This window comes from Arthrobacter sp. E1SS-5 (assembly GCF_057073715.1).
This window is the reverse complement of sequence record NZ_CP172703.1, coordinates 1,918,099-1,939,482: the sequence shown is the minus strand read 5'-3', so window position 1 is coordinate 1,939,482 and position 21,384 is coordinate 1,918,099. Positions and strand designations below refer to the sequence as shown.

Here is a 21,384-nt window from a genome sequence, read left to right as displayed (position 1 = left end):
GGTCAGGAAACCTCTTGCTTCGCGTCGAGGACTTGGGCCACCGGGGCGATGGTGACGCCTGCGGCGACCAGCTCGCTGCGTATCAGGCGGGCCAGTTCGACGGCGCCGGGGCTGTCCCCGTGCAGCAGTACCGTGTCCGCCTGGATGGGCAGGTCGCTGCCGGACGCGGTTTCAATAAGGCCTTCGCAGACCATCCGGACGGTGCGCTGCACAATGACGGCGGGGTCATGGATGACGGCGCCGGGCTGGCTGCGCGGCACCAGCGTACCGTCCTTCTGGTAAGCCCGGTCGGCGATGCCAACAATGGCCACCCGAAGTCCGCGATCCGTCGCCGCATTAGCCAGTTCCCCGTCCTGGGCAAGTACGATCAGGCCAGGGTTGACGCGGACGGCAGCGTCGGCGACGGCCTGGGCGTAGTCAGCCCTGGTTGCCACGAGGTTGCCCAGGCGGCCATGAGGTGCCAGATGGGAGACGGAGCCGCCGTGATAGGCGGCGAACGCGGTCAAGGCCCCCAGTTGGTAGATGACGTCGTTGCGGACTTCGTCAGCCGTGAGGTCCATGGCCCGGCGGCCGAAGCCACGCAGGTCCGGAAAGCTTGGGTGTGCTCCGATACCAACGCCCTTGCGGACACATTCGGCCACCGTGGCATTCATGATGTCGGGGTCGCCTGCATGAAAGCCGCAGGCGATGTTTGCGCTGGACACGATGTCCAGGAGGGCCTTGTCGTCACCAATCGAGTAGGCACCAAAGCCTTCACCAAGATCCGCGACAAGATCGACTGCAGGCATTTCGGGCCTTCCTCTGCTGGGTGTTCGGGCATAAATGAGTGTGGCACCGGGATTTCGACCACACAAAGACATAATCCATGTCACGGGATAGGGGACGGTTATGACCCCGCCAGCGTGAATCACGCCGACCCAAAGAATGTATTGGAGCTTGTTTCAGAAGTTTGAATATCACGCAACCAGACAACCCTGCCCCGCTTTATGCAGGAAATAAATGCTGTCATTGGAAACGGCTATGCCCGCCGCAGGGATAGAATGTTCTAGTCACTGATAAGTCATCTGCAATTAACCTATGCCCGAGACTCGGATCACACAAAGACGTAATGCCTGTCCCGCCATAGCGCCAACGTATGACCCCCACGTACTGTGCCGTCCCCGCCGGAAAGAGGAGCGCTATGGACACCCGTAAGCTGGCGTACTTCGTCAAGATCGTCGACTCAGGAAGCATCACCAAAGCGGCGGCCGCACTCCATGTGGCACAGCCCGCCCTGAGCCAGCAGGTGTCTGCCCTCGAGACCGACCTCAAGCAAAGGCTCCTTATCCGCAGCAAGCAGGGCGTCGAGCCCACCGCGGCGGGCCACACCCTCTACCGGCACGCCCAGACCATACTGCGCCTGGTGGAGCAGGCCAGGAATGACGTCGCAGCCTCCGGTGCCGCCCCCTCCGGCCGCGTCTCCATCGCAATCGCACCGTACAGCATGGCGTCCAGCCTCACCCCGCGGATCATCAGTGAGGTGGCACGGCGCTACCCCGATATTGTCCTCCACGTGACCGAAATCTACGGCGGGGTGCTGAGTGAGGCCATCAAGAACGGGCGCCTGGACATGGCGCTCATCTACGAGCCCGGCCCCATCCGCGGGGTACAGTTCACCACCTTGATCGTGGAGGACCTGTACCTGATCGTGAACACTCGCCGGGAATTGCCGGTCTCGGCGGACGCGGAGTCCATCACCCTGGAAGAAGTGTCGACGCTGGGCCTTTTCCTGCCGGAGCAGATCCATACGCTGCGCCAGGTGGTGCAGGCAGGCATCGAAAACAAGGGCCTGAAGCTGAAGCTGGTAGGCGAGGTGGAATCCGTGCCCTCCCTCACCCGGCTGCTGCGCACGGACCTCGGGGCGACTATCCTGCCCAAGTCCGCGGCGGATGCCCTGTTCCATGAGGAGGACTTCCGCGTCCTGCGGATCATCGAGCCCGCACTGCAGTGCAAGATCGCGCTGTGCACGCCCGACCACGAGCCCTTGTCCGAGGCCGGTTCAGCGGTCCTGCTCGTCCTCAAGGAAATGCTCCAGGAAATACTCCGCAGCAAATACCCTCCACTGCCGGCCAAATGACCGGCGGCACCATAAGGCCGGCTTATCAGGGCACTCTTGTTTCGTCTTATTCAGCCCCCACCGACAGTCCTAGGATAAATGCCATAAAGGGTCGCTGAATAACAGCGCTTCCTCGCAAATAAATTCCTTGGAGCCCAGCCATGAAAAAGATCACCAGCCTTCAATACCGGAAAACTTCGGAAAGAAGAATCCAGCTCAAAGCGGGCACCGGGTCGCACTGCCCCACCAACGGCTTCTGGCGGCCCGAGGACGGCCCCGCCGCAGAGCCGGTGTTCGTCTTCGAGGGAAGCATGATGCCGCCGGGCAAGAGCGGCGCCACCATGTGGTACCTGGACGATTCCCAAGTGGGTCCCCCCGCGTACCTCCTGCCCGGCATGAACTGAGCAGGCCTCCGGCCCGAAGAAGCCGCAAGAGGCAAGGCCCGGAGTTCCGAAAGGAACCCGGGCCTCTTGGTTTTAACCGTCGAATGCTGGGTAGCTGCCGTTATGAGGAGGCATAACGGCAGCTACCCGGCAACGGACGGAGCTACAGCGCAGGCTCCAGCTCCGCATCCTCAACGAGCAGCCCCTTGGCCTTCAGCACGTCGGTGAGCTTGCACAGCTCAATGGTGGTGCCGCCTTCCTTGTAGCGGCGGATGAGGTCGTCCTCGGCGTCCACGCGTGCCTGGGACAGTCCGATGACTTCCTCGATCTCGTCCTTGCGGACCACCACCACGCCGTCGGCGTCGCCCAACAGGACGTCGCCCGGGTGGACGATCTCATCGCCGAAAACCAACGGGTGGTTGATGGGGCCAATGGTTTCCTTGACCGTTCCCTTGATGCAGACACTTCCGGAGAAGACCGGCAGGCCAAGTTCGATCAGGTCCTTGGTGTCTCGGACGCCCGAGTCTGTGACCATGCCGGCCACGCCCTTCGCCTTCATGGCATTGCCCAGCACGTCGCCGAACGTTCCGGCCTCCTCGTACTCTCCGGCTGCAACCAGGACAACGTCACCCTTTTGGGCATAGTGGATGGCCACCTGGAGCATCAGGTTGTCGCGCGGCGCGCAGACAACGGTGACGGCCGGGCCGCAGAAGGACATGCTGCGGTCGATGGGCTTGATCTTCGAGCTCAGGGCGCCTTTACGGCCCTGCGCCTCGTGGACTGTGGCGGAGGAGAACTTGGAGAGCCGCTGGATGGCATCTTCAGAGGGCCGGTCGAATTTTGTCTTGACATGGATCATGGCATTGCTCCTGTAGGTGAAGGTTGGGTGTGATCAGGCCAAAGCCCGGACGGCTTTTTCGATGGCAGCGATGGATTCTTCGATCACGGGCAGCCCGGTGGCGTAGGAGATCCGGAAGTAGGGGCTCAGGCCGTACGCCGAGCCCTGGATAACTGCTACGGAAGCCGCCTCGAGCAGGTAGATGGTGAAGTCCTCGTCGTTGGCAATCTGCTTGCCCTCCGGCGTCGTCTTTCCAATCGCACCACCGCAGTTGACGTAGGCGTAGAAGGCGCCGTCCGGCGTCGCGCAGTGCAAACCTTCGACGGCGTTGAGGCCGGCAACTGCCCTGTCCCGCCGCTCCCGGTACACCTCCATGCTGTCGCGCACGAATGTCTGGTCCCCGGTGAGTGCCGCGTCGGCGGCAGCCTGGCTGACGGACGACGGGCAGGAGGACATTTGGGACTGCAGTTTGTTGATGGCGGCCACCAGGGGCGCCGGACCACCCGCGTATCCCAGCCGCCATCCTGTCATGGCGTACGCTTTGGAGACTCCGTTGGTGACCAGCACGCGGTTCTTGAGTTCGGGTGCCACCGCCACCAGGCTGGTAATGGGTTCGGCGCCGAAGTGGATTTCGTCGTAGATCTCGTCGGTGAGGACGTAGACGGAGGGGTGATCCTTAAGGACGGCGGCCAGGCCGGCCAGCTCTTCGCGTGAGTAGACGGCACCGGTGGGGTTGGAGGGCGTATTGAGGATGACCCACTTGGTGTTGTCGGTGAGCGCGTTGGCCAGGGCTGCGGGGGTGAGCTTGAAGCCGGTCTCCTCGCCACAGGGAACGATCACGGGGGTGCCCTCGTTGGCCAGCACCATGTCAGGGTAGGACACCCAGTAAGGGGCAGGGATCACCACCTCGTCCCCGGCATCGAGGGTGGCCATAAAGGCAGTGAAAATGACCTGCTTTCCGCCGCCGCCGATGGTGATCTCGCCTGGCGTGTACTGCTGTCCGGTCTTGCGTTCCAGCGTCTGCAGGATGGCCTTCTGGAGTTCGGGAGTGCCCGTGACGGACGTGTACTTGGTTTCGCCGCGGCCGATGGCTGCAATGGCGGCGTCCTTGATGTGCTGCGGGGTATCGAAGTCCGGCTCACCAACGGTCAGGTCCAGGATCCGCCGGCCCTCAGCCTTGAGCTCCCTCACCCGGGCCGCCGCGGCCACGCTCGGCGAAGATTTGATACGGGTTACACGTGAGGCAGGCACGAATTCAGGCATGTTCTCTTCCAGGGTTCCAGGACGATGAGTGGGATTCATTCGAGCCTAGGGAAGAAGGGACCGCCTTGGATAAGACCTAAAGTGCGTGGACGGATAAGAAGCCCTTATGACGGAGCAGCCACAGCATCCCCCTATAGCACCACGTACTTTCAGTATTGCCCGACCGGCTTTGGCGCGGCGTAACGTGCAGGGTGGACAACGGCGCCGCAAGGAGGAGTACGACGGCGGCCCGCGCGTTGTGCAACGTCCGCCAGGCATCGGGCGCGCCTTTGGCAGGCCGCGAACGGCTGCAACACCTGCGTACGGACACGGAACGGCTATGGATCAAGGAGCAGAGGTGGCCGGAAGCCAGGTATATGAACGGACGCATCCGCTTGCAGTACGTAACGGGACAGGCAACGGTGCGCCGCGCGCTTACCGGTACCGGGGCGCACCAAAGCGGGATCCGGCCGCAGCCCGGGCCCAGGAAATCCTGGCCACGCTGGCCCAACTGCGGACGACCATCGCACTCCGGTCCAGCAGGGTGCGTGCCCTCACCACCGAGCTGGGTGACTGCATTGCCCAGGCCCTGTGTGATGGCGTGAAGGTGGCCGCCCTCGCACAGGCCGCCGGCCTGCCTGGCGCCAGTATCCGGTCTGCCGCGGTGGCACGCGGCGAGCTGTACCCGTCAGGCCAAACCCGAAGCGGGCACCTTGACCTCATTGCAGGGACGGCCGCGGAATTGGCGGCAGCCGCGGGCGCCCGGAGGAGCGCGGAAGAACAACGTAGGCAGATACTGGCCCTGGCCAGGAAATCGCGGCTCCTCGACGACTACCAACTCGCCGGAGCAAGCGGACTGAAGTCCGACGAGATCCGAAAAGTGACCAGGGGCGTCGCTTAGGTGGGGCCTAACCACGTTGACCTTTCCGGCCTGATCCGCTGCCAGCGGTCTTCCGCCCGAGGATAAAGGACTCGTGTTTCGGCCAGCCTAAGCCCAGTGGGTTACGAATCACGAGGCACACTCGTGCAGCAGTCCCAAGGGCCCGCAAGAGTCAGCCAGTTGGCAGCGGATCGCCACCGAATTCCTCGGTCAGCACCTCTGATGCCCTCAAAAGTACCTGCCAGGGGCGAGGCGCCGTCCGAGCGCAAGCCGCCGTCGTCGCCACAGAATTGCGCGGCTGGCCACTGACTGTGACTCGAGTTGCACCCTCTGAGCCTCAGCAGTGCTCGCCCGCCATTAGCCGCCAACGCTGAGAACTAAGGGATGGCGGGACAGCTCCAAGGCCTCCCGTTCCACCTCGAGCTTCCTGCTGTCCAAGGTCTGCGTTCTTCGATTCCATGCCATAACGAATCGCTATGTAGGTACATAAAAGCGGACTTTGTGTGACCCACACCGCAAACGTTAACTTGATGTCTGGGGCCGGTCCGCAAAGCCGTAAACACGGTTTGCGAGAGAGCTCACAGCAGGATCAACCGGATATTTCACTCGAGATCTCTTTCCGAGAGCCCAGGTGCAGCGGCAGCCGGTGTCCACCCATCACCAATGGAGACGAAATGACAGAAACCACACTTCCCAGGAAGACCCCGGTCAGGGCCGCAGTCGCGGCCTGGATCGGCACGACGTTGGAGTACTACGACTTCGCGGTGTATGGCACCTCGTCGGCGTTGGTTCTGAACGTGCTCTTCTTTTCACCCGAGCTGCCCCAGGGCATCAGCGTGCTGCTCGCCATGATCACCTTCGCGGTCGGCTACGCGGTACGACCCCTCGGCTCCCTCATCCTGGGACCGATGGGCGACCGCCGCGGACGCAAATTCGTCATGATGATCACACTGTTCGGCATCGGCGGCTGCACCTTCCTGATCGGCTGCCTGCCCACGTACGCCCAAATCGGTCCCCTGGCGCCCATCCTGCTCGTGCTAATCCGCGTCATCCAAGGACTGTGCCTTTCCGGCGAACAGCCCAGCGCCATCACCATGAGCCTGGAGCATGCTTCCGAAGGCCGACGCGGTTTCCTCGCCAGCTTCACCACGTTGGGCTCCTCCTCCGGAACCCTGCTCACCCTGCTGGTCTTCATCCCGATCGCCGCTATGCCCTCGGACCAGTTGCTGAGCTGGGGCTGGCGGCTGCCGTTCTGGGCCTCCGCCATCGTCGTCGTCGCCGCGTACCTGATCCGCCGCCACGTCCAGGAGCCGCCCGAGTTCGCAAAGCTCCAGGCCGCCGAGGCGAACGTCGCCCCCCTCAGGCACCTTCTGCGCTTCCACTGGCGCGCGGTGCTGCGAATCGTCTTCTGTGCACTCATCGCGGGCACAAGCTATATGATGCAAACCTTCTCGGTGGCATTCGGGACCGCCGGCTACAAGCTGGATAAGCCAACCATGCTCCTGACCACCACAGTCTCGGCCGTGATCGCCCTCGGAATCACACCCCTGGCAGGATTCCTCGTAGACAAAATCGGCCGCAAAACGATGTTCCTCATCGCAACCGGCGGCGTAGGCATCACCATGGTGCCCTACCTGTGGTCCATCACGACCGGCAACTGGTCCCTGATCTTCCTGTTCGGCATCATCAACTACTCCCTCTTCTACTCAATGGTGAACGCGTCCTGGCCATCGTTCTTCGCAGAGATGTTCCCCGGCCGGCTGCGCGTCTCCGGACTCGCCCTCGGTACCCAGGTCGGCTTCGCCATCTCGGGCGTCATCGGCCCCGTACTTTCGACAGCACTCGCTGGCCCTGACCTAAAGGATTGGGTCGGCCCGTCCCTGGTCGCACTCGGGTTCATGGTCCTGGCAGGAATCTCAGCCCTCACCGCCAAGGAAACCAAAAAGTACACGCTCAAGGAACTCGACGAGGTGCAGCAGAGCGAGCGAGAAACGGCCGCCCTTGCTGCCGCAACCGCGGCTCCGAGCAGGGCAGCGCGAGGTCTTCCTGCCTAGCCTGGCAAAGCTAACTAGATTGAAGCCCCGGCCAACACCCATGTTGGCCGGGGCTTCGTCAATGTACGGCCCTGTCGCCACCCAGTAAAGCAGACGTAAGCGTGGATAGTGTCCACACTTTTTTTGGTAGGACAAACACCGGTTTACCGCTCTCGCGGATGGTCCTCGGACTGTCTGCCAGGGGCATCCTGTAGGGAGATCTGCGACGTCATGTTGTTCCCACTCCCCCGGCTCATGAATAGGTGTAGGCCACCGCCGGCCTACACCTAGAAAACCGGAATGAGGAGCCACAAGAACCCAGTCACAGCAGGCGGAGCGCCCAGCAGCCAGGACACTGAGCCCGCCACCCCACACACCTGAATAGGCTTCGCGGCGGCCGGGCCATCGCCCGCACTCCTAGCGTCAGAGGCGCCTCAGCGCAAGCTTTGTACACACGTTAAAGCAAAAAACCCTCTGACGAGGGAAAACGTCGTGCCCGAGGTGGGACTCGAACTACATTCCAGCCCTTGCAAACACCGGGAACCGGCGGAAACATGCGGAATCCGAGCCAGTTCGAAGGCTTTCTGGCCCAGTACGAGGCGAAATCTGTGGACATTGTCCACACCCCCTTTCGGGGCGCTGGGCGACTACTACCGGGGCACCAAATGCCTGGAAATCTCGGCGGCAGTGTCCAGCAAGTCGATACTGCCCGCGGCGACACCGATGACGAGGTCGAAGCCTTCATCCGTGGTGAAGTCATGCCGGTAACCGTTGATCCACAGCAGCAGCACCATAAGCGTCCATGCCGTCCGTTTGTTCCCATCAATGAGTGGATGGAACCGGGCAACCGACTCCAACAACGCTGCCGCCTTCACCGCGAGTTCCGGATAAGCCTCCGCGCCCATGACAGTCGTAGCCGGCCTGGCCAAGGCCGAGGCCAACAACCCGACATCACGGATATGGAAGCCGTACCGATCAACTACCTGAAGTGCATCCTCAATGTCCAGGTATGCTGTCACGCGTCTTCAAGGCGCTTCAGCAGATCAGCGTCATGACTCATAACAAAATCAAGACCGGCGCTGATTTCACGTCGGCGTGCGTGGCGCTGCAGAACCAACTCGGCTCCCTGCAACAGAAGCGCGGACTTGGACGTATGTTCCTCGGCAGCCAACTTCTCCAGCCGCCGATCGAGGTCCTCAGGGACACGAAGATTCATAGCCATCCCCCGATGGTACCAAAACGGTACCCACCTCGCTGCTAGACGCCATGTCTGGTAGACAGACTTTGGACCTCAGTGGCCGGTACGGATCGGACCTCGCTTGGAGGCGTCGTGCCTCAGAAAACCCTCTCGGGCATCAATCTAAGACAAAACACGGTGAATATGTCAACGTAATTCAAGACCACCGAGACGGTCTGATTCAGGTCCACCAGGCCGTAGACCGCTGCCCTGGAAATTTTGCCGCACCACGTGGGCGGCTAGATTCTCATTGGTGTGCGAGATGTCTTTCGAGTTGTGTCCGGAGGGTCGTGCGAGCACGGTGGTATCGGCTGCGGACGGTCCCTTCCTTCATCCCGATAATCCGGCTTACTTCGACTAGCGAGAACCCCTCCCAGTGGACCAAACCAATGATGTCCTGATCGATCGCGTCGAGTGTCCCGATAGCGCAGTGAAGGGAGTCGTGTTCGTTGGCCTCGGAGAAACCGGGACGTGGGGTTGCTGACAAAATGCTTCGCAGCTTGTCGGAGATGGCCCGTTGGCGGAGCACACGCCGCCGATGGTGCATGAGCACATTGCGGCCAATGCCGAACATCCAGGGCCTGACTTCTGCGTCGTCCACCGGAAGGGATGATGCCCGCCGCCAGAGGACCAACAGTGTTTCTGCGAGCAGGTCCGCTGCATCGTGTGGCTGCTCCACGCGCCGGGCGAAGTATGCGAGCAGTGCGGGAGCATGCGCTCTGGTGGCGTTCTCGACACGCGTGGCGCGATTCTCAGTGCCCATGTTCACTCTGCTTCAGGAGCGCAGGTCATGCCCCAGGCATCGACAGCGCGTTCGGCGCTCTGCCCGCTCTCGCTGAGCCAGTGGATCCCCGGGAAGGTCTCGTTGGCGAAGCGCTGGAGTTCGGAAGTAAGGCCCTCGCTGACGCGTGTTTCCCCGTCTGGATCATCGGCACGATTGCCAGCTGCGTCGTAAAGGCGCTGGCCCAGCCCGGACCAGTCGTGAGCGTGGATCGCGGAATCGAGCTTCACAATGTCTCCTGGGCTGGGGTTTCGCAGCTCAACCCATGCTCTGCATGTCTCCTCATGGCCTGTGCCAGTCAACCAATTCACGGGGATCGGCTCGGTATTGCGGACGTTTTCAAGCGGCATGCTGACACCTCCCCAGTGAGACATCATCACGATTGCCGTGGCCGCACCCGCGGTCAACGCCACTCCAGCGCTCACAACTACGGGAAGTACCCATCGCGGTCGCAGAGACCGCCCCTTTCTGACGCGGCTCGGCACGGCCACGGCGGCGATGCGCCGGGCTTCGAGCTCGGCCGTCTGCGGCAAAGGCTCCGCCATCGATGAGAGCTGGTAATCGAGGTCTGTCGTATCCATCACGCCTCCTAGGTGTTTTACCTACTCATTCCCAGCCCGCGCCGAATCGTTGCAAAGTCGCTGAATTTGTCAAAGGACATGAGAAATCAGGAACGGATCGACCGCAGGTTCCAGGTAGAACCATACGGTTGTAGCGGAAGGAAGGCTAAGCGCGTTGGGCGATGGTGTGGGCGAGTCGGTAGGAGTCTGTGCCGGTTTCGATGATGGTTCCGTTGAATGTGAGGCGGTCCACGATCGCGGCGCACAGGCGTGGGTCGGTGAAGGTCTTCGTCCAGCCGGAGAATGACTCGTTGGAGGCGATGGCGATTGAGTTCTTTTCTTCCCGTTCGGTGAGGACCTGAAAGAGTAGTTCGGCGCCGCGCCGGTCCAGTTCCATATAGCCCAGTTCGTCGATGCAGAGCAGGTCGACGCGACCGTAGCGGGCGATGGTTTTGGCCAGCATTTTCTCATCGGCGGCTTCGACGAGTTCGTTCACTAGCCGGGTGGCGAGGGTGTATTTGACCCGGTAGCCCTTCTCCGCGGCCGCGGTGCCGAGACCGATGAGCAGGTGGGATTTACCGGTCCCTGAATCTCCGATGAGGCATAGGGGCGCGCCTTTACGGATCCAATCGCCCCCTGCGAGGGTGTGGATGGTTGCGGGGTTGATGTTCTGGTTCGAGTCGAAATCAAAGTCTCCGAGCCATTTGTCCCTGGGGAAGTTTGCGGCTTTGACGCGGCGAATCGAGGAGCGCCGGTCACGGTCGTCGCACTCGGCCAGCAGCAGCTCGGCCAGGAAACCTTGGTAGGACAGTTGTTCTTTCCCTGCGACGCTGAGTGCTTCTTCGAGGACCGCCCGGACGGTGGGCAGACGCAAGCGGCGGCAGGCCTGGTCCACGGCGGCAACCGCGGCCTGTTCGGTCAGGCCCCGGCGGCGGCGCAAGGTCGGCGTGATCGTGGTGGGCGGTGCGGTGGGGCTCATGAGATGTTCTCCTTCGAATCTCGTCCTGCGGAATTCCCAGTGCGTTTGGCCAGCAGCTCGTCGTATGCGCCAATCGACGGAATGGGGCGCCTGTCGGGTGGAAGTCCCGCGATGACTGCTGCCGGGTCCATGAGCCGGCGCTGGGTCAGGCTGACAACTCGTTGCACATTCACTTCAGCAAGAGCACCCGGATGACGGTCTGATTCGGACCCACCCCAGCTAGAGGCCGCTGCGTGTCTGCGTGCCTCCACGGCGACAACATCGGCACTGACAGCTCCCACCCCCAGCGCCGCGGTGATCCCCGCCTGGACGTCTCCGGCGTCCATGGACCGGTGAAGGAGAAGGACGTCAATGAGTTCCCGGGTTCCGTCGGCGTCCCCATTGACGCGACGGGAGGCCGCCCAAAAGGCCTCGTGGGCGCTGGTGAACGTCCCGGATTGCCGCGCCCGGGCCAACGCGGTGGAGCCGGGCAGGGCCCCGGGTTTGGTTTTGAGAACCTCGAGATAGTGGTCCAGTTGAACTGATTGCCCGGACCTGGCTGCCACACGCTGATGCCGAGCCACCACAGCGCGGCCGTCGAACACCACGACTTCAGATGCCCGCAAAGACACCCGCACTTTCCGGCCGATGAACCGCGCCGGAACGGAATACTTCACCATCCGCACCGTGATCAACGAAGATCTGTCCACAGTCGGGTTGAGCACCAGGCCTGGGTCAAACTCCTCCGCCGGCAAAGGTGCCAGGGATGGCTGTTCGCTGGCGAAGTCCTGACCAATCGTGTGGATTCTGTCCATGATCCGCCGGTGCTCGTCCTCGGCTTCCCAGGCCCGGATGCGGTCGTTGAGTTCTTTCAGCGACTCAACTACCGGCATCGGGGAGAGCCGGTTCCGGCGGAACCAACCCACTTCGCCCTCCACCCCGCCCTTTTCGTGCGCCCCGCCGATGCCGGGCTGGCAGTAGAAAGCATCAAAGCCGTAAAACGACCGGAACAACACCCACCGGTCGTTCTCCTGCCGCTGCCTGCCTTGCCCGAACACCACAGCGGTGACCGCGCTGGTGAGATTGTCGTAGCGGATGTGCCTGACCGGCACGCCCCCGATCTCATTGAATGCCTCAACATGGCCTTCCAAAAAAGCTTCCTGCGCCTGCGTCGGGTAGACCCGGTGGATGGCCTTGCCGGAATGGGAGAGACGGAAGACAAACATGTGGCACTTCGTCTTCACACCATTGAGCACCACCCAGAGCTCACCGAAATCCACCTCAGCCTCAGCGCCTGGCTCGTGTTCCTGCGGCACAAACACCTCGACCCGGCGGCCCGCTTCCACATCGATCTGCGCCCGGCGCACCCGCACGTAGTCACGCACCGTCGAATACGACAATTCCTCCGCTCCGTGCTCTTCAATCAACCGAGCCAAGACCCTCCGCGCGGTATGGCGCTGCTTCCTCGGCGCGGTCGTGTCCGCAGTCAGCATGGCGTCGATGGCAGGTTTGAACGGATCCAGCCTCGGAAATGACCTCACCGGTGTCTTTCTCGTCGGCGGGACAGGATCCGACAAAGCCTGCCGGACGGTATCTCTGCCAACCTGGTACTGCTTTGCCAGCCCGCGGATCGACATGCCCTCCACGCGGGCGTCTCGGCGGATCCTGGCAAACAGCTCCATGCGCAACCTCATCCGGAACCTCCAAAAGCTCGCTTTCAACAGATGAAAGCAACACTGAGGTGGTCCTGACTCAAACCGTCACAAGCAACCGGCGAGTCGTAGGTGGTCCTGATTCAAACCGTCACACCGGTACTGAATCAAACTGCCATAGTCACTCGATGCTGCCGTTAACTCCAGCATGAGAACCGAGGGCGCAATCCCCTTGGATGGAGAGGTCAAGGACTTCATCCAGGGAAGCCAGGGCTGGTACCTCACCGATACTGGGCTCTACTGCCCCGAAATCCTCTACCACCTGCCAACAGCGCATTTCCATCCAAAACCGACGCGATCCATGGTCAGGATGCCAACAGCGACCTTGACTGAAGACCCGCCGTTGGAGGTCCCTGAAGGAGTCAAAAGCGAGACTGATTGGGCCTATGTGTACCAGCTCGCGAAGGACAGATTTTCCTTCAGACACGGTCCGTCCTTTTAACCAGGAAAAGAGCCCCTGCACACATCAGTGTGCAGGGGCTCTTTTCTGCTTGGTGCCGCCTAACGGCCGCGTGTGCGGTTCTTGCTTTGTGCCTGGGTCTTGGTTGCGGAGGGTGCCCGCGTTGTTCCGGCCTTCGCGCCTTTGCCGGCTGCGGCGTGGGTGATGGGGTATTTCTGGATTTTCTCGCCCTGCATGCGGGCCCTGACGGCTTGCTCGGGCACACCGGCTGTGACCAGCTGCTCTTCGAGGGCTGCCCGGTGTTCAGCGGTGCCATAGGCGGCCGCCGCACGGTCGGAGGCGGTGTGGCCGGCGCTTTCGTGGGCGGCGTCGTGGGCCGCGCGTCACCCTTGGCCTGGTCTGCCCGGGCGTATTCGGTCACGGCCACGGCTTTGTATCCTTCGGCGCTTCTATGGCAAAGTCTCAATTCGCATTACGAAAAGGGGCGAATCCTAGATTCTCCGTTTGCGAAGTTTTTTAGTGGATGTCCGCACTATTTGGTATATGAAGAAGCAAGCTATCAGGGCCATAATTGCTAGAAACCAAGGCCGAAGATCTAGCGGAACTAGGTAAAAGTCACTACACAAGGTTTCACCTGAAACCGTAACAGAGTTGCAACTGCGGCTAGCAACGCTGAGGCAAAAATAGGTGATGGATGCGAGCAAGACCAATAATCCACCCCATGACCACCACTCAGACCAGGGCCAAGACGGTGAGCGTACAGTTCCGTTTCTACTAGCCACACATGCAGTGTAAACCTCTTAGCCCCGAAAGTCCTTGCCTACTCACAAATTCCCTGCTAGCTTGACCACACGCCTACGGAGGTAAAAGCTCGCATCCAGTGTGAGTATGCCCATAGGTATGAAACATTGGGGGATGTTGTTTTGAAACTACATAGAATCGTCTCTGTTCTGTGCACTTCGGCTCTACTGGGCTTATTGACTGCCGTTCCAAGTACGGCCATTTCAAAACCATTTGCATGTGAAGATCGACGTGACAACGAAGTCGCAGCGGAAGTTATGGATGAAGAATCCATACCCAGCGGACCCGGCCGCGCCTGCGCACTCGCGGGAAACACAGTACGGCTCAAGAGCGGGCAATTGGTCACGATTCCAAAAGCTGGAACCGGCTACAGCATGCATGGCTTGGTCGAAGAGGGTTGTCCCGAGCTGCCTGAGATCACAGCTCAAATGTCAGAGACAGGTGAGCTAGCCGTTGTCGAACGTTTTTCAAACGGCTCATCACGTGCAATTGGAAACTTAGCAACAGCCCAAGCAATAGATGCTAAGTACACCTCAGGAATCAGCTCATTGAGTAGCACTAAGTGCTCTTACAGCAATATCAACGTAGAGCCGCATAACTGGAACACGACAACATACGGCTTCTGGCTGACTGAAAGTTCATCATGGCCAGCGCCAGTTTTCACTGACCTGATTGAGTGGAATCTGACTCCCGCTCCCGGAGTTTGGACAAATCGAACGAACAATTGCGGCCTGTCCTACCCAAACAACAAGCTGACGACACAGTACAACGGTCGGACCGCTGGCAACGCAAACATTAACCACGATGGTTCATGCAATTTTTTCACCGACCTGCGAAGTACGTTGACATTCAAACAAATAACTAACCCCGGCACGCTTGCATGGACCTGCATCTGGTGGGATTTGGGCGGAAAACTAATCGAAGCAGACATGATTTTTGATACAGAGGCTACCTGGGCCTGGTATGACAATGGGAGCCTGTATTGTCCCGCTGGATCCAACTGGTATACCTTCCAGGGGGTGGCCGTCCATGAAATGGGACACGCTGTTGGCCTTCGCCACGCCGGACAAGAACAGGAAACGGCACAAGTCATGCGGCCCCAGGTCTCCCCCTGTACGACGACTGACTCCTCATTGGGCGCGGGGGACCTCGCTTCGCTGCATGCGCATTATCACTACTGATAACGTCCGGAGGCACCTCGGATCGCACGGCAGCTGAGGTTTCAAGTGGTAGCTGTTTAGGTGCAAGCGTGACGATTAGGGCAGCCTGCTGGGCGATACAGACATTCAGACGGCAAACCCTCCTGCTGGGCGGCTCAAGACCATGCGGCAAACTGAACGAGGCTTTGCCAGCCATATATGACTCGGGTAAAAGCCCACGAAGAGGCCCTGCACACTATCGGTGTGCAGGGCCTTCGTTGTCTGGTGATGTTTAGCGACCTTGGGTGCGGTTCTTGCTTTGTGCCTGGGTTTTGGTTGCGGAGGGTGCCCGCGTTTTCCCGGCCTGAGCGCCCTTTCCCGCTGCGGCGTGGGTGATGGGGTATTTCTGGATTTTCTCGCCCTGCATGCGGGCCCTGACGGATTGCTCGGGCACACCGGCTGTGACCAGCTGCTCTTCGAGGGCTGCCCGGTGTTCAGCGCTGCCATAGGCGGCCGCCGCACGGTCGGAGGCAGTGTGGCCGGCGCTTTCGTGGGCGGCGGCGTCGTGGCCCGCTGTCTGGGCTTTCACGTCGGATTCAACAGCATCCGGGTCCCTGTGAAGGAACTCTTCCCGGTACCACTCTTCTTCCAGGGCTGTCGGCCCGGTCCGCTGCTCCCGCGCCGCGTCCTCCTTCGCCTGGTCTGCCGGGCGTATTCGGCCACGGCCACTGCTTTGTATCCTTCGGCGTCCTTGTGTGCCTCGGCGGGCCCTGCCGTGTTCGCCTGGGCAGCTGCCTGCTCGGGGTTGCGGCCCTGGCGTGTCAGGAAGTCCTGACGGCGCTGTTCGGCCTCGCGTTCCCGTGCCTCGGCGCGGGACGATTCGCGTTCGTCGTAGCGTTTCTGCGCTGCCAAATACTCGGGACCGAAAGACCGAACCTCCGGTGAACCGGCTGCCAGCCAGTCCCTCACCAGCTGAACTTTGGCCTCAGGACTGTTTGCCTGGGCTTGGCCCACTATATGGTCCTGGTAGTCCGGGCTTTGGGTCGTGATGGCCCACCGTTCCGCTGCTGCCTGAACGGCTTCCGGCGCCTGGGCCGTGGACCGCTCTACCGGTGCCAGCGCCATCCAGGATTCCACCGATGCCTCCCGGTCGTGGGCGGCGTCAATGCGCTGCTGGTCCTGCACAACCTCGGTGATATCGAAGCCAAAACGTTGCTGCAACTGGGTGCGGATATTTTCCTCGGCCGCTGCGGCCGCGGGGTCGTGATCCTTCCATGCTGTGGCGATGCGGTAGGCATCAACGATGTCTGCCTGCCCGGCTGATTCCCACCACTGGTTACCGGCCGTCGGTGCCAGGGCCGTTACAGCTGCGAGCCGTTCGGAGTCGAACGCCAGCCGGGCCATGGAGCCGCGCCGGCTGTTGTCGGCACGTGCTTGTTCGGAGTGTTGTTTCCACGTTCGTGCAGCTGCCGAACCGATCTGCGCGGCCATGGCCAGCGCGTGCTGAAAGTTCTGTTCCACAAAATCATCAACGCCGTCAGATTCGCTCAACGTCATCCCCTGCCTTTCTGTTGATCCCTGCTCTGTTGTGTTTTCTGTTCCGGTCCGTGTGTCGCTGCCCTGGACGGGCTGGGCGTGGGTGTCTTTCCCTGTGCGGGCCGTGGCCCGGTGGTGATGATCTTCTCTGCCTGGAGTCGTGCCCTGATGGTCTGCTCCGGCAACCCGGCCGCGCGCAATTGTTCTTCGAGAACTTCCAGCCGGGGCCGTGGCTTCTGCACCGTGGCAGCGGCCTCGCCCTGGGACGTTCCCATGGGCCGTTCAAGGAGGGCCACCGACGTGTCAGCTGCGCCCTTCATGGGTGCCTTGCCGCCAACGTGCGGGCGGATCGGGTTCCCGTCCACGGACAGGTATGCGCGCTGGACGTGCGTCAGCTTTTCCCTGACCTCGCGGGAGAGCCGGTCTGTAGCGTGTCCGTAGTCGTGTGCCTTGAAGGCCTTCCCCAGCTGCGTTCCGAAATCACTCCATGCAGCCAGGACTGCTGATGCCCCCGCCCGCTTGGACATTCCGATGGCTTGGTGGGTTGCGATCTCGGCGATGACTTCCCGTGTGGGAACGACGGCGCGCCTGGGTTCCTCGGCCAGCTGCGCGTGGCGGGCGAAAAGGTCTGCCGCCTCGGCAAGGTTCCGGGCGGCCGCGTCGCCTTCTGCCCCTGCTGCAACACTCCATGCCGAAAGCACCCCTGCACCTTGCCGGGCGATCTGAGCGAAGCGTGCCGGGTCAGTTCCCGGCACGTCCCGGAATAGTGCAGCAACGTCCTTCATTTCGCGGAAGAACTCGTTCACTACCTCAGCTGAAATCACGTCGGCTCCAGCTGGCACGGCGGTGGCGAACGCACGGTTCTTCTGTGCTGCTTTCCACTCCGGCACGGCTGCCGACGGATCAGTGGCGGGCCATTGCTGGCGCAAGGCCGGCAACGACAGATCTTTGGCCAGGGTTCCCCCGCCGTACCAGATAGGACGCTCCCCCGACTGGGGACGGAATGCCACGGAATACCCGGCAACAGCTGATGTGCTGCCTTTGGCGAAGTAGGGCCGGACCAGCAACCCTGAGCCACGGAGCCGCTGCACGTACTCGGCTTCCGTGCGCGCACCTGCACCTGCGCCGCGCAGTCGGCGTGCCAGTTCAATGCGTGGCTGTTCAATGGTCTTCTGAGCGCTGATCAGATGTTCACGGGCAGTCTTGTCCAGCATTGCCCAGGGCACCATGGAATGGTCTGCTTTGGCCTGCCGCGTGTAGGAAGCTTCAGCGCGCCGGCGGCCCAGTGATTCCAGTTCGCCGGGCTTGGTTCCCTTGGTCTTGAGGCCCTGTCCCAGGACACGCAGGCCCATGTCCTTTTCGATGACACGGGCGGCCTTCTGGGACTTGAACTTGCTCTTGTAATCGCTCCACCAGGTACCGTCTTCACGGATCATGGAGATAGCAAGGTGGACGTGGTCATTGCCTTTCTTGCTCAGTCCATGCCGGATTGAAACCCACCGGCACGCGGCCTTACCGTCGGACCCGTCCAGGCCCATCTCCGCGACGTACTTGCGTGAGACGGTTTCCCAAAACTCGTCGTCCCGGCTGCCGCTCTCTCCCAGCTGTTCCGGGTCCAGGGAAAGCGACACGTGCAGCACGTGGGAACGGTCATTCCCATCCGGCCGGAATGCCTTCTTTGCAAAGTCCATTTCACGGCCAAGCTCGCGGCTGTTCTCAGCGTCGAGCTCCTGCCCGTCGAGCACGGAAACGATGTGCTCGGATGCGCAAACCACGTGCATGTTCGTGTGCTCGTTGGCCCGTCCAGGACCGGCAAGGTACTGGATCAGTCCGAACATGCGCCAGCATAACGTTGACCCAAGCCCACAGGATGTTCATCGAACGTGGAAATGCGGTCCACCATCCCTAGTTCATCTGAGTAACCAGGGAAACGCCCCTCGCCCACAGGTGCACGGCAAAAGCAATTTCCTCCGGGCTTTTCCCGCACACAAGTGGACGACGGGACCCATGTGACCGGCTGCACACAACCACCACGGCACCTGCCGCCAACACCTCACCAGGGTAAGCGGTGGTTGTGCACAGCCTCCATTCAGGGCGGGCAGGAAAAGACCGGACAACTCTCCCATAGTCCAAGCCCAACCATCGCCGTCGTGCCTGTGTGGGGGTGGGGTCTATTTCAGCCGGGACGACACAAATCTAGTGCGTGTGGCCGGGACCGGTAGGCACAGGAACGTTCCGAACGTTGCCGGGTATTAGGGCGCGCGGGGGCTCCCAGCGAGCTACTGGCGGGGATTACCACAGTCGGGGACGGCGTCCATCACCAGCGTCATGTTAAACACGAAGGGCCGGCTTGTATGAAGTGGTCCCCGAAAGTTGGACTCGTAAATGTGCGAGTTCCACTTTAGCGGCTAGCGTCGGCTCTTCCTGGAAGTCCCCGTCCCACTCGGACGGGGACTTCTTCGTTAAGCTCTTGCCGTTTAGGATCCTCCACCGGACGGTGGCCTACTTCGAATCTCAGCCCGGATTGGCTTGGTATCAGTTTGGTTCCAGTAAGAAAGCAGCTGGGAATTCCGCTGGAGGCGGGATTATGCTTCGGCAATGGGGAACCTGGAAGAACGGAAAGTCCCGCCGCGCTGGATGAATTGGTTATGGCTGGTTGCGGCGATCCCGCTTGGGTCGGGTGTCGCATGGATAGTCAGAAACTTCAGCCCGATAGCTCCCGATGCGTTGGCCGTGCCTGTAGCCTGCGTCGTGGTCTTTACTATGGCGATAGCCGTTTCGTCTCGCAACAGCGACAAAAGGTTGAACGGCAACGAGCCCTCCCGCCCCTCAGGGTCGCGGCTCGAGTAAATCGCTAGAGGGCCTATCCGCTTGGTACCGAGTGCGCTCGCTAGAGGATCCTTCACCGGACGCCGCACCGTCGCAATCGGTAAAGTCGACTGCTGGCATCATGACACTGAGAACACTTCAAGCGCCTTCGGCCAAAGGACTACATAACGTTCTTCATCTACCGGCCTGTATGCCGCCCGTACGCTGGCCCATCGCTTGTCAGTGCTCAGCGATGTCCTCGCGTGATCAAAGGCTTCCAGTGGTCGGTCGGTTTCAATGAAGATGTTCATCTCGCCGGCGCCAAAGTCGTGCCCGTCTACGACGCCGCATTCATCCCGAAGATCAGACTGAAGCAGATCCTCCATCGAGATAAGCGCATCAAAGTCATTCTCAGATGTTGCTGGCCACTGCAAAACCAAGATGTATTTCCGGAATCCCTGTTCGTTGGACATCGCACCATGCTGAGCATTCGCCATGTCTGGAGTCTTTCACCTCTTGTCTTGACATTGGTAGCTGCCGGGCGTCGACCGCGCACCTGCCTTTGAGTCGTCCCATAGGGATGGCTGCCAGTGGACCTATGCGGCGAGCAACTGAGCACGATACTGTACCGGGCTCAAACCCTTGAGCTTCGTGGAAATTCTTTCGGTGTTGTACCAATGCATGTACTCGTGCAGTGCAGTTTCTAGCGCTTCGATGCTGAGGAACCGGACACGGTGGAAGAGCTCTTCCTTGAGGTGTCCGAAGAAGTTCTCCATGACGGCATTGTCGTAGCAGTTGGCTTTGCGGGACATCGATTGGATGGCGCCCGCATTCTGCAGGAGCAGGCGCCAGGAGGTGTGCTGATACTGGAATCCCTGGTCGGAGTGCACGAGGGGTTTCTGTCCGTTTTCCAGCGTGGCCAAGGCGCCGCGCAGAGAGGTATTGGCCAACTCCAGGTTGGGCGAAGTGCCGATTGTGTAGGAGATGATCTGGCGGTCAAACAGATCCATGATCGGTGAGAGGTATAGCTTCCTGTCACCGACGCTGAACTCGGTCACATCGGTGACCCATTTCTGGTTTGGGGTATCCGCCTCAAACTGCCGCTTCAGCAGGTTTGGGGCCACAACGCCTTGCTCGCCTTGGTAGGAGTTGTACCGCTTCCTGCTCCGGACCTTACAGTCCAGACGCAGGGAACGCATCAGCTTCAGGACGCTCTTCTTGGCGACCCTCCACCCTTGCTTGCCCAGCTCAATGTGGATCCGGCGGTGCCCATACCGGCCATGGTTCTTTGTGAAAATCTCCCTGATAACAGCCTTCAGGGATGCCCGCGGATCGGGGCCATTGAGTCGGGACTGGTGGTAGAAGAACGTGGACCGCGCTAACCCGGCTACGTCCAGGAGAACTTCCAACCGGTGCTCAGCCTTGAGGGCGATGACAGCGCGAACCTTTAGCGCCGTTCCCCGTCCCTCAAGGCGTTTACTTTTCCCAGGAAGGCCACCTCTGCGCGCAGGCGTTCGTTCTCGCGGCGCAGCCTCTCCAGCTCTGGTTCCGGCTGCGCGGAAACCTCTGGGTTCTTCCTTGGCCGCCCTTTTGGTTTCGGGCGCAGGCCTTCCTCGCCTTGAGCCCTATATTGCCCTGCCCACACTGTGATCAGGTGCGGCGACGACAGCTCAAGCTCCTTGGCTAGAGCTACCCTGTTCTCGCCGGAAATATAGCGCTGCACAGCATTGAGCTTGAACTCGAACGAGTACAGCCGCTTCACTGGTTTGGTCACAAGAGCAGTATCTCCGCGAACGCGCCACCTGTCGTATAGGCGGAGGACTGCTTTCGTACCTACTCCAAGCTTTGTTGCGACAGCTCTGGTACCCCAACCGCGTTCAAACAGAGCCACTGCGGCCCCGCGCTGCTCTACAGACAACGAACTGCCCTTAACCATGAAACTGCTCCCCGAGAGTCAGAACTGAATTTTCAGTCCAACTTT

The 21,384-nt window shown here is 61.0% G+C and carries 20 protein-coding genes and 1 pseudogene; 5 read left to right on the top strand and 16 right to left on the bottom strand.

Going from position 1 to position 21,384, the window contains the following annotated elements; genetic code table 11:
• Positions 1-2: 2 nt before the first annotated feature.
• Positions 3-788: a LamB/YcsF family protein gene (locus ACIGJD_RS08975; RefSeq protein WP_483689203.1), complete on the bottom strand. Its 786-nt coding sequence runs from the start codon at positions 786-788 to the stop codon at positions 3-5.
• 392 nt (positions 789-1,180) lie between these two features.
• On the opposite strand from ACIGJD_RS08975, the gene ACIGJD_RS08970 reads away from it, so the two are divergent.
• A complete protein-coding gene (locus ACIGJD_RS08970; protein ID WP_483689202.1) occupies positions 1,181-2,116 on the top strand; it encodes a LysR substrate-binding domain-containing protein in 936 nt (311 codons plus the stop codon).
• Positions 2,117-2,256: 140 nt separating this feature from the next.
• Positions 2,257-2,499, top strand: coding sequence for a hypothetical protein (locus tag ACIGJD_RS08965; protein ID WP_483689201.1), 243 nt, complete (start codon positions 2,257-2,259; stop codon positions 2,497-2,499).
• Between the two features lie 142 nt (positions 2,500-2,641).
• Here the strand turns inward: ACIGJD_RS08965 and ACIGJD_RS08960 are convergent, their stop codons facing one another.
• Positions 2,642-3,337, bottom strand: a complete 696-nt coding sequence (locus ACIGJD_RS08960; protein ID WP_483689200.1) for a 4-carboxy-4-hydroxy-2-oxoadipate aldolase/oxaloacetate decarboxylase — start codon at positions 3,335-3,337, stop codon at positions 2,642-2,644.
• A gap of 33 nt (positions 3,338-3,370) precedes the next feature.
• Entirely contained in the window at positions 3,371-4,579 is a 1,209-nt protein-coding gene (locus tag ACIGJD_RS08955; protein ID WP_483689199.1) for an aspartate transaminase, read from the bottom strand.
• A gap of 319 nt (positions 4,580-4,898) precedes the next feature.
• Between ACIGJD_RS08955 and ACIGJD_RS08950 the strand changes: the two genes are divergently transcribed.
• Complete coding sequence (locus ACIGJD_RS08950) at positions 4,899-5,459, top strand: hypothetical protein (RefSeq protein WP_483689198.1); 561 nt, start codon at positions 4,899-4,901, stop codon at positions 5,457-5,459.
• A gap of 653 nt (positions 5,460-6,112) precedes the next feature.
• Positions 6,113-7,492 carry an MFS transporter gene (locus ACIGJD_RS08945; protein WP_483689197.1) on the top strand — a complete coding sequence of 460 codons (1,380 nt, stop codon included), beginning with the start codon at positions 6,113-6,115 and terminating at the stop codon, positions 7,490-7,492.
• 629 nt (positions 7,493-8,121) lie between these two features.
• On the opposite strand, the gene ACIGJD_RS08940 is transcribed toward ACIGJD_RS08945, so the two are convergent.
• The 6 genes from ACIGJD_RS08940 to istA form a co-directional block, all read right to left on the bottom strand.
• Positions 8,122-8,490 (bottom strand): type II toxin-antitoxin system death-on-curing family toxin, encoded by a 369-nt coding sequence (locus ACIGJD_RS08940; protein WP_483689196.1) that lies wholly within the window; start codon positions 8,488-8,490, stop codon positions 8,122-8,124.
• A complete protein-coding gene (locus tag ACIGJD_RS08935; protein ID WP_229666519.1) occupies positions 8,487-8,693 on the bottom strand; it encodes a ribbon-helix-helix protein, CopG family in 207 nt (68 codons plus the stop codon). Before ACIGJD_RS08935 ends, ACIGJD_RS08940 begins: the two co-directional genes overlap by 4 nt.
• Before the next feature lie 262 nt (positions 8,694-8,955).
• Positions 8,956-9,471 carry an RNA polymerase sigma factor gene (locus tag ACIGJD_RS08930; protein WP_483689195.1) on the bottom strand — a complete coding sequence of 172 codons (516 nt, stop codon included), beginning with the start codon at positions 9,469-9,471 and terminating at the stop codon, positions 8,956-8,958.
• Positions 9,472-9,473: 2 nt separating this feature from the next.
• Positions 9,474-9,719 carry a hypothetical protein gene (locus ACIGJD_RS08925; protein ID WP_483689194.1) on the bottom strand — a complete coding sequence of 82 codons (246 nt, stop codon included), beginning with the start codon at positions 9,717-9,719 and terminating at the stop codon, positions 9,474-9,476.
• 496 nt (positions 9,720-10,215) lie between these two features.
• Complete coding sequence (istB, locus tag ACIGJD_RS08920) at positions 10,216-11,028, bottom strand: IS21-like element helper ATPase IstB (protein ID WP_483689193.1); 813 nt, start codon at positions 11,026-11,028, stop codon at positions 10,216-10,218.
• The gene (istA, locus tag ACIGJD_RS08915; RefSeq protein WP_483689459.1) at positions 11,025-12,701 is read right to left on the bottom strand and encodes an IS21 family transposase; all 1,677 of its coding nucleotides are present in this window, start codon (positions 12,699-12,701) and stop codon (positions 11,025-11,027) included. The genes istB and istA overlap by 4 nt, the downstream gene beginning before the upstream one ends.
• A gap of 1,395 nt (positions 12,702-14,096) precedes the next feature.
• Between istA and ACIGJD_RS08910 the strand changes: the two genes are divergently transcribed.
• The gene (locus ACIGJD_RS08910) at positions 14,097-15,101 is read left to right on the top strand and encodes a matrixin family metalloprotease (protein WP_483689192.1); all 1,005 of its coding nucleotides are present in this window, start codon (positions 14,097-14,099) and stop codon (positions 15,099-15,101) included.
• Between the two features lie 250 nt (positions 15,102-15,351).
• Here ACIGJD_RS08910 and ACIGJD_RS08905 read toward each other — a convergent pair whose 3' ends face one another.
• The 7 genes and pseudogenes from ACIGJD_RS08905 to ACIGJD_RS08875 form a co-directional block, all read right to left on the bottom strand.
• Positions 15,352-15,648 carry a hypothetical protein gene (locus tag ACIGJD_RS08905; protein ID WP_483689191.1) on the bottom strand — a complete coding sequence of 99 codons (297 nt, stop codon included), beginning with the start codon at positions 15,646-15,648 and terminating at the stop codon, positions 15,352-15,354.
• Positions 15,645-16,616, bottom strand: coding sequence for a hypothetical protein (locus ACIGJD_RS08900; protein WP_483689190.1), 972 nt, complete (start codon positions 16,614-16,616; stop codon positions 15,645-15,647). The genes ACIGJD_RS08905 and ACIGJD_RS08900 overlap by 4 nt, the downstream gene beginning before the upstream one ends.
• Complete coding sequence (locus ACIGJD_RS08895) at positions 16,613-18,433, bottom strand: relaxase/mobilization nuclease domain-containing protein (RefSeq protein WP_483689189.1); 1,821 nt, start codon at positions 18,431-18,433, stop codon at positions 16,613-16,615. Before ACIGJD_RS08895 ends, ACIGJD_RS08900 begins: the two co-directional genes overlap by 4 nt.
• A 1,110-nt stretch (positions 18,434-19,543) precedes the next feature.
• Positions 19,544-19,900, bottom strand: coding sequence for a hypothetical protein (locus ACIGJD_RS08890; protein ID WP_483689188.1), 357 nt, complete (start codon positions 19,898-19,900; stop codon positions 19,544-19,546).
• A 99-nt stretch (positions 19,901-19,999) separates the two neighbouring features.
• Positions 20,000-20,812 (bottom strand): IS3 family transposase, encoded by an 813-nt coding sequence (locus ACIGJD_RS08885; protein WP_483689187.1) that lies wholly within the window; start codon positions 20,810-20,812, stop codon positions 20,000-20,002.
• 38 nt (positions 20,813-20,850) lie between these two features.
• Positions 20,851-21,177: a helix-turn-helix domain-containing protein gene (locus ACIGJD_RS08880; protein WP_483689458.1), complete on the bottom strand. Its 327-nt coding sequence runs from the start codon at positions 21,175-21,177 to the stop codon at positions 20,851-20,853.
• Positions 21,178-21,237: 60 nt separating this feature from the next.
• Positions 21,238-21,339, bottom strand: a pseudogene (locus ACIGJD_RS08875) (hypothetical protein); the annotation flags it as partial.
• Positions 21,340-21,384: the final 45 nt, after the last annotated feature.

What these genes read in the sequence shown, in the direction of transcription:
- ACIGJD_RS08975 (WP_483689203.1), bottom strand. Translation starts at nt 788, where the DNA reads ATGCCTGCAGTCGATCTTGTCGCGGATCTTGGTGAAGGCTTTGGTGCC.
- ACIGJD_RS08955 (WP_483689199.1), bottom strand. Translation starts at nt 4,579, where the DNA reads ATGCCTGAATTCGTGCCTGCCTCACGTGTAACCCGTATCAAATCTTCG.
- ACIGJD_RS08935 (WP_229666519.1), bottom strand. Translation starts at nt 8,693, where the DNA reads ATGGCTATGAATCTTCGTGTCCCTGAGGACCTCGATCGGCGGCTGGAG.
- ACIGJD_RS08960 (WP_483689200.1), bottom strand. Translation starts at nt 3,337, where the DNA reads ATGATCCATGTCAAGACAAAATTCGACCGGCCCTCTGAAGATGCCATC.
- ACIGJD_RS08950 (WP_483689198.1), top strand. Translation starts at nt 4,899, where the DNA reads ATGGATCAAGGAGCAGAGGTGGCCGGAAGCCAGGTATATGAACGGACG.
- ACIGJD_RS08895 (WP_483689189.1), bottom strand. Translation starts at nt 18,433, where the DNA reads ATGTTCGGACTGATCCAGTACCTTGCCGGTCCTGGACGGGCCAACGAG.
- ACIGJD_RS08970 (WP_483689202.1), top strand. Translation starts at nt 1,181, where the DNA reads ATGGACACCCGTAAGCTGGCGTACTTCGTCAAGATCGTCGACTCAGGA.
- ACIGJD_RS08945 (WP_483689197.1), top strand. Translation starts at nt 6,113, where the DNA reads ATGACAGAAACCACACTTCCCAGGAAGACCCCGGTCAGGGCCGCAGTC.
- istB (WP_483689193.1), bottom strand. Translation starts at nt 11,028, where the DNA reads ATGAGCCCCACCGCACCGCCCACCACGATCACGCCGACCTTGCGCCGC.
- ACIGJD_RS08965 (WP_483689201.1), top strand. Translation starts at nt 2,257, where the DNA reads ATGAAAAAGATCACCAGCCTTCAATACCGGAAAACTTCGGAAAGAAGA.
- ACIGJD_RS08930 (WP_483689195.1), bottom strand. Translation starts at nt 9,471, where the DNA reads ATGGGCACTGAGAATCGCGCCACGCGTGTCGAGAACGCCACCAGAGCG.
- ACIGJD_RS08890 (WP_483689188.1), bottom strand. Translation starts at nt 19,900, where the DNA reads ATGGCGAATGCTCAGCATGGTGCGATGTCCAACGAACAGGGATTCCGG.
- ACIGJD_RS08900 (WP_483689190.1), bottom strand. Translation starts at nt 16,616, where the DNA reads ATGACGTTGAGCGAATCTGACGGCGTTGATGATTTTGTGGAACAGAAC.
- istA (WP_483689459.1), bottom strand. Translation starts at nt 12,701, where the DNA reads ATGAGGTTGCGCATGGAGCTGTTTGCCAGGATCCGCCGAGACGCCCGC.